This is a genomic window from Flavobacterium sp. GW821-FHT12A05 (genome assembly GCF_058807735.1).
Genome location: NZ_JBXAQY010000005.1, coordinates 138,380 through 151,116, shown reverse-complemented (window position 1 = coordinate 151,116; position 12,737 = coordinate 138,380). Strand labels below are relative to the sequence as shown.

General features: G+C 31.3%; 16 protein-coding genes. 13 read left to right on the top strand and 3 right to left on the bottom strand.

The features are described 5' to 3' along the window. Positions 1 to 3 precede the first annotated feature (3 nt). Both AC1RRQ_RS13070 and AC1RRQ_RS13065 read right to left on the bottom strand, forming a co-directional pair. On the bottom strand, positions 4 to 420 hold the full coding sequence (locus tag AC1RRQ_RS13070) for a lipocalin family protein (protein ID WP_493023475.1): 417 nt from the start codon (positions 418 to 420) through the stop codon (positions 4 to 6). A gap of 101 nt (positions 421 to 521) precedes the next feature. Further along, positions 522 to 1,586: a hypothetical protein gene (locus AC1RRQ_RS13065; RefSeq protein ID WP_493023474.1), complete on the bottom strand. Its 1,065-nt coding sequence runs from the start codon at positions 1,584 to 1,586 to the stop codon at positions 522 to 524. A 337-nt stretch (positions 1,587 to 1,923) separates the two neighbouring features. Between AC1RRQ_RS13065 and AC1RRQ_RS13060 the strand changes: the two genes are divergently transcribed. The 13 genes from AC1RRQ_RS13060 to AC1RRQ_RS13000 all read left to right on the top strand — a co-directional run bounded on the left by AC1RRQ_RS13060 (position 1,924) and on the right by AC1RRQ_RS13000 (position 11,536). Continuing rightward, on the top strand, positions 1,924 to 2,115 hold the full coding sequence (locus tag AC1RRQ_RS13060) for a hypothetical protein (protein ID WP_493023473.1): 192 nt from the start codon (positions 1,924 to 1,926) through the stop codon (positions 2,113 to 2,115). Positions 2,116 to 2,210: 95 nt separating this feature from the next. Then, positions 2,211 to 3,872, top strand: coding sequence for a tetratricopeptide repeat-containing sensor histidine kinase (locus tag AC1RRQ_RS13055; RefSeq protein WP_493023472.1), 1,662 nt, complete (start codon positions 2,211 to 2,213; stop codon positions 3,870 to 3,872). A gap of 6 nt (positions 3,873 to 3,878) precedes the next feature. Continuing rightward, positions 3,879 to 4,547: a response regulator gene (locus AC1RRQ_RS13050; RefSeq protein ID WP_493023471.1), complete on the top strand. Its 669-nt coding sequence runs from the start codon at positions 3,879 to 3,881 to the stop codon at positions 4,545 to 4,547. Between the two features lie 145 nt (positions 4,548 to 4,692). Beyond that, positions 4,693 to 4,851 (top strand): hypothetical protein, encoded by a 159-nt coding sequence (locus AC1RRQ_RS13045; protein ID WP_493023470.1) that lies wholly within the window; start codon positions 4,693 to 4,695, stop codon positions 4,849 to 4,851. A gap of 89 nt (positions 4,852 to 4,940) precedes the next feature. Next, on the top strand, positions 4,941 to 5,165 hold the full coding sequence (locus AC1RRQ_RS13040; RefSeq protein ID WP_493023469.1) for a DUF4236 domain-containing protein: 225 nt from the start codon (positions 4,941 to 4,943) through the stop codon (positions 5,163 to 5,165). 8 nt (positions 5,166 to 5,173) lie between these two features. Next, complete coding sequence (locus AC1RRQ_RS13035; RefSeq protein WP_493023468.1) at positions 5,174 to 5,440, top strand: excalibur calcium-binding domain-containing protein; 267 nt, start codon at positions 5,174 to 5,176, stop codon at positions 5,438 to 5,440. Positions 5,441 to 5,459: 19 nt separating this feature from the next. Then, positions 5,460 to 5,855, top strand: coding sequence for a tellurite resistance TerB family protein (locus tag AC1RRQ_RS13030; protein WP_493023467.1), 396 nt, complete (start codon positions 5,460 to 5,462; stop codon positions 5,853 to 5,855). 3 nt (positions 5,856 to 5,858) lie between these two features. Further along, positions 5,859 to 7,127, top strand: a complete 1,269-nt coding sequence (locus tag AC1RRQ_RS13025) for an ABC transporter permease (RefSeq protein WP_493023466.1) — start codon at positions 5,859 to 5,861, stop codon at positions 7,125 to 7,127. 4 nt (positions 7,128 to 7,131) lie between these two features. After that, on the top strand, positions 7,132 to 8,031 hold the full coding sequence (locus tag AC1RRQ_RS13020; RefSeq protein ID WP_493023465.1) for a hypothetical protein: 900 nt from the start codon (positions 7,132 to 7,134) through the stop codon (positions 8,029 to 8,031). A 166-nt stretch (positions 8,032 to 8,197) separates the two neighbouring features. Then, a complete protein-coding gene (locus AC1RRQ_RS13015) occupies positions 8,198 to 9,253 on the top strand; it encodes a type I restriction endonuclease (protein ID WP_493023464.1) in 1,056 nt (351 codons plus the stop codon). A gap of 96 nt (positions 9,254 to 9,349) precedes the next feature. Beyond that, positions 9,350 to 9,760: a hypothetical protein gene (locus AC1RRQ_RS13010; protein WP_493023463.1), complete on the top strand. Its 411-nt coding sequence runs from the start codon at positions 9,350 to 9,352 to the stop codon at positions 9,758 to 9,760. 1 nt (position 9,761) lies between these two features. Further along, positions 9,762 to 9,971, top strand: coding sequence for a hypothetical protein (locus AC1RRQ_RS13005; protein WP_493023462.1), 210 nt, complete (start codon positions 9,762 to 9,764; stop codon positions 9,969 to 9,971). 212 nt (positions 9,972 to 10,183) lie between these two features. Further along, a complete protein-coding gene (locus AC1RRQ_RS13000) occupies positions 10,184 to 11,536 on the top strand; it encodes a GH1 family beta-glucosidase (RefSeq protein WP_493023461.1) in 1,353 nt (450 codons plus the stop codon). Positions 11,537 to 11,608: 72 nt separating this feature from the next. On the opposite strand, the gene AC1RRQ_RS12995 is transcribed toward AC1RRQ_RS13000, so the two are convergent. After that, positions 11,609 to 11,974 carry a hypothetical protein gene (locus AC1RRQ_RS12995; protein ID WP_493023460.1) on the bottom strand — a complete coding sequence of 122 codons (366 nt, stop codon included), beginning with the start codon at positions 11,972 to 11,974 and terminating at the stop codon, positions 11,609 to 11,611. Positions 11,975 to 12,737 lie beyond the last annotated feature (763 nt).

Here is a 12,737-nt window from a genome sequence, read left to right as displayed (position 1 = left end):
TAATTACCTTGTATAAACTGTAATTACACCCGTTACCTTATTTTTGATTTTCAACTCTTTATTAGTCAAGTTCATGATATCACTTGTTGTACTTAAAGCACCAATAGTAAGCGTTAAATCATTATGAGATCTTACGTAAGTACCTGTAGTTTCTACTAAGGCACAATTATCACCACTATAATCACCTATAACCGCTGCGTTACTCAATCTTAGATCTAAATAATCTCTGCTGCATCCACTTGCATTTTCCGGAGCATCAATTAAGACTTCTTTTCCGTCAATAATAGTTCCTGTTTGGCTAAGGTTATATTTACCTTGAATAGGTACAATTGTTTCTCCTTCATTATCATCACTGCTGCAAGACGTTGCAAACATTCCCAGACTTAAGGCTAATACGAATAATATGTTTCTACTTTTCATGTTGATTTGTTTTTTATTGATTTAATTTAATAATGCTAAATTAAAAGGATATACTTACAAAATATTTCATGATTTAAGGAATATATTACATAAATCGCATTTTACTCACATGGCTTCCCTTTTAGGTATTTATTAAAAATGTAATGGCTTACAGGTCTTAACGCTCCTTTAGTTTCCGGATGTTTTCCATTGCCATTATCGTTAAAAAAATCAATTCCGTTTGCTGTCTTTGCATACCATACAAAAGCGTCACCACTTTTCATAAAACAGATAGTTGTATCGCAGGCTTTTAATTTTTTAAAACCTAAAAGGTCTTTATCCAGCGGAATTATTTCATTTAAAACTACCTCATCTTCATTAGCAGTACAATCCACAACTTCATAATGATCTTCTGACCATTGCATACAATGTTTTTGAAAAAAAGCGAAATAAACGACAGCACCTACTAAACAAAAAATAAGTATTGCTGCAATAACAGTTCGTTTTAATCTTTTATAAAATATTTCTACAAATTTCTTTTTGGTACTTGAAGGTAGATTTCCCTCTGGTGGTCTTGAAACAATAGTCATAACTTCTACCTGTTCCAATTTCTCACTTTCTTGTGTTTTATTCAAATCTGGTTTTATATCTGCAAAACCTTTAATTTGATTTTCTTCTATTAAATTATCAGCAGGAGATTCTTCTACAGAATTAATCTCTTCATGTCTATCGTTATCTTCTTCTTTAACCTCATCAGCATCTTCATTTTTTTTAACAAGCGTTTCAGTAATTACAGCATCTTCCGGATGTTGTAAATAATTGATAATTCCTTTTTCTTGAAATTTTCTAAAAGGTCTATGCTGAAAATCAACCAAAATAGCAGTAAGGTTAACTGCATCCCTGCTTGTTAAATCTGTCTGTCTCCTTAAAAAAGTTCCAATAGGCCTAAATCTATCTGTATGATCTCTAAATAAATTTCTTCTAACGGGATCAAATTCAAATCCAAAAAAGGAAGCAAAAACCTTCAAATCATTCTGACTCAAACCTCCTTCAAATTTTTCCCAGCAAAAATCTCTTAGATAAGCTTGACCAAGTGAAATTGGTCCATCAGAAACTGGATTATTTATGTCCTTTTCATATTTAGCTATGATAGCTTCTTTATAATCTTCAATAGTAAAGTTTGGCATACGCTTCAGGAATTTTTAGGAATTTCTCGGAATCTTCAAGAATGTTTCAACATTGCAGGAATTCCCAGAATTCCTTATAAACACTGCGGTATAAGCGTTGTTCCTTTGCTTCAGAATTAGTTCTTATTCGATATCGCGATTAAAACAAAAATACAAAACTAGTTCAATTAAAAGTGCGGAAAACCGTAAAGCGGACTTTATCCGGGAAGTATAAATAAAGTTTTATAGTTCTACGCACTTCACTTCCCAAACAAAATTTGGTAATGCTTTTAAAAAACGATGATCCGGACAACCTCCGGAAAGCGGCGCCAGTCTTCAACATTTAAATTTAAAAAAAATGAAAACATTATATCTATTGGGAGCGTGTGTCCTATTGTCAACTACTTTATTTTCTTGCACTGCAGACGAATTAGAAACAGAAGCGAAAAAAACTGAAATAAAAAAAGTAATTCCAACAAATGATGGGCAGGCCACCACAGAACCAGGACCTGATGATGATCCGGTTAACGTAAAACCGCCAAAAAAATAATAATTGAATTATAATATTCAATTGATTACTAATAATTAGTAATTTCGGGGAAAGTAACATTTATGCTGCGATCCCCGTTTTTATTTGTACTTACTATGCTCTTCTTTACTTCCTGTAAAGAGGAAACTACTGTATCTGTAAAGCCTGATAATTCGAAAAAAGAGGCTAAACTTCTGCAAGAAAAGGCATTGAATGAACTTCAAAAAAGTAATTATAACAGCGCTTTTTATCTTTTTAATAAATCAAAATTAATATTTGAAGCTTTAAAAGACAGTTCGAATATAGTTTTCAGCTCTATTCAAATGGCCAGCATACAGCAAGTAAATGGCGATTATTATGGCAGCAAAGAAACCTTGACCGAAGCATTTCCTTATATTAAAAATGATAATAATTATATCGTTGCTGTCAACAATCTTTTTGGTATTGCAGATAAAGAACTTTCGCTTTATCATGATGCTATATTTTACTACAACCAAGCTGTAAAAGATGCTAAAGACGAAGCATCTAAACAATCTCCTTTAAATAATATTGCCGTTATTTATATTAAACAGAAAAAATACGATAAAGCAATTGAAATTTTAGAATCTATTTTAAAAACAAAAGCATTTGATGAATTTATAAAAAGCAAATCCAGAGTTATCGATAATCTTGGCTTTGCTTATTTTAAAAAAGGGTTAACTGATAAAGGTTATCAGTTCCTTAACGAAGGTTTAAAAATAAGAATAGAAGCTAATGACACTTATGGAAGTATTGGCAGTTATTTGCATTTAGCTGAGTTTTATGCTAAAACCGATATCCAGAAATCAAATCAATTTGCGCAAAAAGCTTATGAAACAGCAACTCAATTAAATAGTGTTGATGAGCGTTTAAAAGCATTGTCTTTTTTAATATCTAATGGTTCCGGTACAAAATATGCTCAAAAGTACATTTCGATTAACGACAGTATTATCAGCGTTCGAAACAACTTTAAAAATAAATTCGCCAAAATTAAATACGATTCTAAAAAAGAAAAAGACGAAAACCAGAAACTTCGTTTAGAAAAAGCCGAGAATTTATTATCACTTCAGGAAGCAAAATACCAAAGGATATTTTTTATAATTGGGATCGCATCGCTTTTCTTTTTATTACTTTATCTAAGAAAGTTTTACCAAAACAGAAACCGAATCGAAAAAATAAAAACGGCCTACGACACCGAAACCAGAATTGCGAAAGATATTCACGACGAACTCGCAAATGATGTTTTTAACACTCTTACTTTTACCCAGACTCAGCCTTTAGAAATTGAAAACACAAAAGAAACTTTAATTCAAAAACTGGATCATATTTATACTCGCGTACGTGGTATTTCGAGAGAGAATAATGATATCGATACCAAAGCAAATTTCGCAGTCAATTTAAAAGAAATGCTTTCTACCTATAATAGTAAGAATACCAATGTTATTATTAATAGTATCGAAAAAGTAAACTGGGATTTAATTGATGAGTTTAAAAAAGTTACCATTCACAGGGTTTTGCAGGAATTAATGGTAAATATGAAAAAACACAGTGAGGCATCATTGGTTGTTGTAAAATTTGAAAGCAGCGGAAAAACAGTATTTATCGATTATACCGATAACGGAAAAGGTGCTGAAAAAAATAAAATTATAAAAAATGGTTTACAAAATATGGAAAACCGTATTCTGGCCATAAAAGGAACTATTACTTTTGACACTGAACCCGATAAAGGTTTTAAAGTCAAAATAACAATGCCTAAATAAGAGTTTATGTTTAAAAAAGTAATTATTGCCGAGGATTTTGAAGAATTTAATTTAGCAGTCGAACAAACTTTAAAAGACCTCAACATTGTCGATTTTCAACACGCAAAATATTGTGATGATGCTTTTCTAAAAATACGAAAAGCAATTCAGGATAATGAACCATACGATTTATTAATTAGTGATCTTTCATTTAAGAAAGATCATCGTGAAATAAAAATTAGTAACGGTGATGAGTTAATTCAAAAAGTTCGAGAAATACAACCCGATATTAAAATCATCGCCTACTCTATCGAGGATAAAAACCCTCGTATCAAATCACTTTTTGATAATGCTGAAATTGATGCTTTTGTCTTAAAGAGCAGAAACAGTATCGAAGAATTAAAAAAAGCAATCCATCTTATTTCAAAATCAGATCAGAAATTTATTTCTCCTGAGGTTGCTTCAGCATTACAGGAAAAAAACAATTACGAAATTGACGATGTCGACATTAAAATTCTTAAATATTTATCGGCCGGAACTTCGCAAGACGAAATAATCGAAATTTTTAAAACTTCAGATATCAAACCTAACAGCAAAAGTGCTGTAGAAAAAAGATTGTCTAAACTCAAAGATTTTTTTAAAGCAAACAACACGATACATTTAGTTTCTATTACTAAAGACATGGGGATTATTTAATTCCTGATCAATATACTTTTTAAAGCTCCTTCGGGGGCTTTTTTTATTGCTTAAAATTAAAAATTCAGGGATTATGGTTTTCCGTAATATGCTCGCTTTGTTTGGTTCTACTTTTGGATTATTAAACCATTTAAAAATTAAAATCATGAAAAAATTAGTCGTTTTATGCAGTTTATTCTTCCTGGTTCTTGGGGGAAGTATTGAAGCCCAAAGTGGTCATTACAAAGGAGGTAAAGGCAGTTCTCATAAAGGAGGAAAATATAAAAATTCAACTACCAAGAATCACTACAAAAAAAGGAAATAAAATCCCTCGACTTCGATTGACATAACAAAGGGAAAAGTCAATAGAAGTTTCTAAACTAAAAAACTTTAATTAACTAAAACCAAAAAATTATGGGCTTTCGATTTCAAAAAAGAATTAGGCTTGGAGGCGGACTTGGATTGAATATCAGCAAATCTGGGATTTCTCCAAGTTTAAGGACCAAAATGGGAACATTTAGCAAAAACGGTTATTCTACAAAAACCGGTTTACCAGGAGTCAGGTATCAAAACAGTGGATGCCTCGTGCTATTTGTATTTACTGGACTTCTTACATTTTTAATTTATAATCTAAAATAATACTAATCATGAAACACAAAAAATTCACAACACTACTACTCTCACTTCTAACAATTATTGCATTTGCTATGTCTTGTTCAGATTCAACCGATTCTGCTGAGAATGATTTGAATTCAAGCTCAGGATCAAATTCAAGCTCAGGATCAAGCTCAAATTGTCCAACTAAAACTTGTGGTGATTTTAAAAGTCGAGCAGAAGCACAAGCGGCTTATGACAGTAATAAAGCTTGTTATAAAAACTTAGATGCCGATGGTGATGGCAAAGTATGTGAATAAAATAAGTAATTATAAAACTATGATAACACTAGAATTAAAAAGCCATTTTTTAAGATTGTATCAAATGGCATTATCCGATGATCGATTTGATGTATTAGAACTTCAAATGTTGTATCATTTTGCGGATGAAAGAGGAATCCCTAAAGAAGAACTTGATAAACTTTTTCTAAATCCTGTAAACACAGATTTAATCGTTCCTGATAATTTAACTACAAAAATCGAATATCTGTATGATCTTACCCGAATTATCTGGGCCGATGAAAAAGTTACAGATGATGAGTTGAATATGCTTAGAAAGTACTGTAGAAAGTTTGATTTTATTGAAGAAAACATCAATGATTTATCTGATTATCTCATTGACTGCGTTCAGAAAAACATTCAAAAGGAAGAAATTATTAGTCAACTAAACCCTTAAGTTATGAAACCACTTACACAATTATTTAGTTTAAAAAAATCTGATGATTCTTCTTTAAAAATCATTGAGGAAAACGAAGAAGATAGAGAACAAATTAGAATTACATATTATCAAAGCGGATTTGCTGCATCTGTAAAAGCAACCGGAAAACCAATTGTTTTAAAAGCCTGCCTTCAAAATCTATACATGAGTTTTGAAGATCAATGCCGAAAACAAAAAATGGAACAAGACAGATTAAAACAGCCTTATCGCGAAGAACAGGAGAAAAACAGAACCGAACTTAAAAAATCTGAAGCCGCAATTGGTATTTATGAAAAAAAGGAACAGGACCTTAATGATAATATCAACCAAATTAAAAACGAGATTATCGAAGTAAAACGCAACCCTGACAAATACGGAATTGAAGAAGGGAAAGGCTTAAAAGCACAATTTTATATTGGTCTGGTTCTTTTACTGCCAATAACGCTGTATGTTTTAGTTTTTTACATTTCGGCATCTTATTCTGCTTTTTTCAAAGAGTTTTCAAATGATAGTTTAACTGCTGCCATTTTTGATGCCGATGCTTTTACAAACGCTTTTAAGGCGAGCTGGCTCGAAGGTGTTTTAGTTACCACCATTCCATTCGTTTTTATGGGATTAGGTTATGTTATTCACATGGTTCAAAAAGGAAAAGGACTTAAAAATATCTTTAGGCTGATTTCACTTTTTGCCATTACATTTCTATTCGATTCGCTTTTGGCCTATATAATTGAGAAAAAGATATATGAATTCAACAAAACAACAGAATCTTCACCATATAATCTCAACATTGCTCTTGGAGAACCAGAATTCTGGATGATTATATTTGCGGGTTTTGTAGTTTATATTATCTGGGGACTTGTATTTGATTTTGTAATGAAAGAATTTGAAAACATAGATAAAATACGAGCATTCATTAGAGGCAAAAAAGAGAACTTACTAAACCTTGAAAAACTTAAATCAGAATATTTAAATAAAATAAATGATTTTAAACAGCAGATTGTCACTATAAACGGAAAAATCTCTGAACTTCAGTCTAAAATCGACGGCTTTGTTTTTCCTGTAAAAGAATATCTTCATTATCATCATCAATATAAAGAAGGATGGTTTCAGGCAATTGGTACTGAATTAGCTTTACCATATAAGGAGAAAGAAGAACTTTTACAAAACTGTGAACTTTATTCAGAAGAACATTTAAGTAAATTAAACTTAATTGATCCTGATTTTCAGCATTTAGTATACTCTAAAAACTAATACTATGAAAAGAACTATACTAAAAGCAGGGATGTCTTTATTATTGATTTTATTTTTTTCTTGCAAAGAAGATCCTAAAAATGAAGAAAAAGAAACAACAGTAAAAAGTTCCGTTTCAGAAAACTATAATATCAGTATTCTAATTGATTTATCTGATCGAATAAGTCTCAAAAAAAATCCAAATTCCACAATGGAAATCTATCAAAGAGATTTAGGATATATTAAATCTGTATCAGAAGCTTTTACGCAGCATTTAAAATTAAAAAGAATGAGGCAGATAGATGACAAAATGCAATTATTCTTTAATCCAGAACCAGAAAACTCAAAAATTAATTCTATCTCAAAAGATCTGAGAATTGAGGTTGATAAAGACAACGCTTCTAAAAAATTACTAAATTCTATAAACGATACTTATTCTTCAAAAACAGCATCGATTTATGAATCGGCAATTAAAGACGACAAATATATTGGCTCTGATATTTGGAACTTTTTTGACAGCAAAGTACAAGATCAATGTATTGATAAGGGGTACAGAAATATTCTGGTTATTTTAACTGATGGATATATATTTTATGACGGAACACAAATAAAAAATGGAAATTTATCAAGTTATTTAACACCTCAGCTAATTAAACAAAATGGTTTAAATACCAACAATTGGCAGAAAAAATTCGATACAGAAAATTTTGGTTTCATAAATATTGATACTGATTTATCCAATCTTGAAGTTTTAGTTTTAGGAATAAATCCCAGCAAAAACAATCCGTTTGAAGAAAAAGTTATAAAAGCATATTGGAGTAAATGGCTTTCTGAAATGAATATTAAGCATTTTGAAATTAAAAATGCCGACCTGCCTTCAAACATGGACAAAATCATCAAAGATTTTATTTTAGAAAAAGAATAAAAACAGAATATCTGTATTTTCAAAGAGGAACTTCATTGTCCTCTTTTTGCCGTTTAAATCCTTCCTTAAAAAACTTCTTTTTAAAATTTTGCTTCATTACGGATTTCCATAATATACTGATTTTTATTGGTTTTACTTTTGGATTAATAATTTAAACTACAAACCAATGGAAATGAATATTCAACTAAAATCATTAGCCGATAAAATAAATCAGCTGAAAAGTAAAATTGAAACAGAAGAATCTACAAAACATGCTTTTGTACTTCCTTTTATACATATTTTGGGATATGACGCTTTTAATCCGCTTGAAGTGGTTCCTGAATTTACGGCCGACCTTGGATTGAAAAAAGGAGAAAAAGTAGATTATGCTATTTTTCAAGATGGAGAACCAATTATTATCGTTGAATGTAAAAGCTGGAAAGAAAAGCTAACAGTACATAATTCGCAGTTGTTTCGCTATTTCCACGTTACAAAAACCCGCTTTGCACTTTTAACCAACGGAGTTAATTATCAGTTTTTTACTGATTTAGATGATCAAAATAAAATGGATGAAAAACCATTTCTAGAATTTGATATCTGCAATCTAAAAGAAAATACAATAAACGAAATCGCAAAGTTTCATAAAGCAAATTTCGATGTAAATAATATTGTCAGCAACGCTAGTTCATTAAAATACATTAAAGAAATTAAGAAGCTTATAAATGCTGAATTAGAAAGTCCTTCTAACGATTTTACAAAATTATTTGCTAGTAAAATATATACCGGAAGATTAACAGAAAAAGTAGTGGATGAATTTAAAGATTTAGTTCAAAAATCAGTCAGCCAGTTTATCAATGATAAAATTAACGATCGATTAAATGCTGCTTTAACCAAAGAAACGATTAAACAGCAGGACGAAGAAATCATAACGGTTGAAGACGATAATAAAGTTAATACAACCGAAGAAGAACTTGAGGCTTACCGCATTGTGGTTGCTATTTTACGCCGAAAACTGCCAACAAGCAGAATTGTTCATCGCGATACACAATCTTATTTCGGAATTCTATTAGATGACAATAATAGAAAACCACTCTCTCGACTTCATTTAAATGGAAGTAAAAAATACATAAGCCTTTTTAATGACAACAAAAACGAAGCTAAAATCGCAATTTCATCTATTGATGATATCTATCAATATGAAAAAGAATTGTTAGAAACCGTTGCTCTTTACGAAACGGAATAAATTCCCGTATAACTACTCATTTTAAAGGCGCTAATTCTAATTAGATTTATCAACAAAAATTAAGAATTCAAATCTAACCAAATACCACAAAAGCCTATGCCGAAAAACTACCTCATCTTACTTTTATTATTTACGTTTTATTCTTGCGAAAAAGCTTCTGCTCCGCCTCCGGTGCAAATAAATTCATTTTACAAATCTGTAATTACTGCAGATGACCGTAAAACCATTACGCCCGAAGAAGCGAAGACGTATCATATAAACAGAACTTATCAATACGAGTACAGAACCGGAAATCCGGGAAATTACGAATACAATTATGATGTAAAAGGAATAAATGCTTTAGGCGATTCGGTTTGCGGTAATATTAACGTTCAGGGAAAATACGGCGCTGGAATTTTAACCACCGATACAGTTGCAGAAATTGAAATTAACACCGAGTGGATTTCATACGGAAAATTAAAAGCGACTGACAAAAAAGGAAACGAATACAATTTAATTGTCAAATAAAATGAAATATACTTTACTCTTGCTTTTTGTTTTTTTAACCTCATTTCGACCATCAGAAAGCAGTGTATATATCTGCGGTTCTACAGGTGCAAAAAAATATCATTTAAAAGAAACCTGCCGCGGTTTATCGAGCTGCAGGAGCGAAACGGTAAAAATATCGCTTAAAAAAGCTCAAGGCTATGGTTTAACACTATGCGGATGGGAAGATTGATTTATCTTCCCATTTTTTTATTTAATTATTTGATAATAATCACTTTACAATAAATTCACATTAGTTTTATTAATTTGATATAAAACTAATCGTTATGAAATTCTTTAACCTAAAATTCCTGGTATCATTCAAAGAATGGCTTTTTTTAAGAGCTATGCAATCTTCTTTCCTACATTAATAAAGCATTTAAAGATAAAGGAAAGTACTATTGAATGAATAAAGTTGAAAACTCATTTTTGAACAAAAACCAATTTGGTGAAGATTTCTTGTGGGGTGTTTCTACCGCCGCTTTCCAAATTGAAGGAGCACATGATTCAGACGGAAAAGGTTCTTCTATTTGGGATGTTTTTACTTCTCAAAAAGGGAAAATAAAAAACGGACATCATGCTCTAACCGCTTGTGATTTTTATAATTCGTACCAAAATGATATCGATTTGATGCGGGAACTTAATATTCCTAACTTCAGATTTTCTATCAGCTGGCCCCGAATTATGCCAACAGGAATTCATCCTGTAAACCAAGCCGGAATTGATTACTATAATAAAATCATCGATTCATTACTTGCATCCGGAATCGAACCCTGGATTACGCTCTATCACTGGGATTTACCGCACGCTCTCGAAGTAAAAGGAGGCTGGACAAACCGCGAGTCGGTTTCCTGGTTTTCAGAATATGTTGAAGTGTGCGCGCAGTATTTTGGTGATCGTGTAAAAAACTGGATGGTTATCAATGAACCATCTGTATTTACCGGAGCTGGTTATTTCCTTGGTATTCATGCACCCGGTAAAAAAGGTATTACCAATTACCTCAAAGCCATGCATCATGTAACTTTGGCAACTGCTGCCGGAGCCAAGATATTACGAAACAGAATTCCAGAAGCAAATATCGGAACTACTTTTTCCTGTACACATATCGAACCCGCAACAGAAAGCGCCAAAGATATTGAAGCTGCAAAACGTGTCGATACTTTATTGAACAGAACTTTTATCGAACCCATTTTAGGATTAGGATATCCGCAGAAAGATCTTCCTGTACTTAAAAAACTGAATAATTATATTCTGGAAGATGATTTAAACAATCTCGCTTTCGATTTTGACTTTATAGGCCTGCAATGTTACACGCGCGAAGTGGTAAAATCCTCTATTCTAACCCCCTATATTGGTGCCGAATTAATTAGTGCCGAAAAAAGAAATGTAATTTCTACCGAAATGGGCTGGGAAGTTTATCCTCCGGCACTTTATCACGTTCTAAAAAAATTCAACGAATACAAAGGAATCCGAAAAATTATAATTACCGAAAATGGAGCTGCTTTTCCAGACACTATTACAAACGGAAAAGTATTTGATATAAAGCGAACACATTATATTCAGGATCATTTAGAACAGATTTTAAAGGCCAAAAATGACGGCTTAAATGTTGAAGGCTATTTTGTCTGGAGTTTAACCGATAACTTTGAATGGGCCGAAGGTTACAACGCCCGCTTTGGGTTAATCCACGTAGATTTTGAAACACAAAAACGAACCATTAAAAATTCAGGATTGTGGTTTAAGGATTTTTTATCTTAAAACAGATTCTTAGAAATACAAAAAAGCCTTTCGTAATTTAGCGAAAGGCTTTTTTATTTGAAATAAATGCAACTATCGCAATCTAAAATTGTATTGCTGTTTTAAGATTCCAATATGAATCTTTCCGTTGGCTTTTAAATGAGCCGTTACTAGAATATATTTTTCTTCCGGATATTTTATATCATAACTAAAGATCGTATCCTTTACTTTAACCTGAAACAAGTGTTTTCCGTCATCTGATACGGGAAGTTTTATTGTTTCATAACTCGGCATTGCATTTGTTGCTTTTAAGTTAATGTCCTGAACTTTCTTTTTATCCAGAAGTACCTCTAGTTTTAAGTTATCAAGTTTCATATCTGTCGGCTGTTCAAACGATGCAACATATTTTTTACAACCAAAGGTGCATAAAACGATCAAAAGTAGTAGAAGCTTTTTCATAAAAGATGTTTTTTAAACTGATTTTAGAAATCAAAATCTATAATAATGTTTTATAAATATAGATAATTTTATTTCAATTCCTATGCAAGAAAATGCAAGTTTTATGGTGTAGAAAATACTAATTGTTAAAGAGGACAATTCCCGAAAAAAAATCGTTATAAAAGCAAAAAAAAATCGTTATTTTCCTGATTTTTACTAGGTTTATAAGTTATTTTTTCTTATCTTTAAAGTATAAATAACAGATATTATATGCCAAAAAACAAACTATTTCAACGCCTTATTTACCTTCTAAAAAATTATTTTTTTTACCTCTTATCGCATTTTATTTTTCAAAATGCTTTCCAGCTTCATTTAGAAAATATTCTATCTAAATTCTTTTCTGCAAAAAATATAAAAACGCAGAAAAAACTACAGCTACCTTTCCTGCTGCATCCATAATTATTATTCCGGATATATTTTCTAAGCCATTCTTTTAGAAAATATAGACTCAAACTAAAAAAAGATTTCCCCTTTTGGGATGCTCTTTAGACTCTTCATTTTCATTTCCGACTAAATTCTCAATTTATATGATTTTCTCATCTTCCATAACGTCCTTGGTCTTCTAGGCGCTCTCCATTTTTATGCTTTTACAATTCTGTATTTCTCCTCTTTTTTTATAATCTGAGACAACCTTTTTACGATTTTTTGCCTCTATTATAATAAAGCTCAGATTGGTTTTATATCCAAATAACACGTTACAGCTAACCTAAATTTACCATGCATT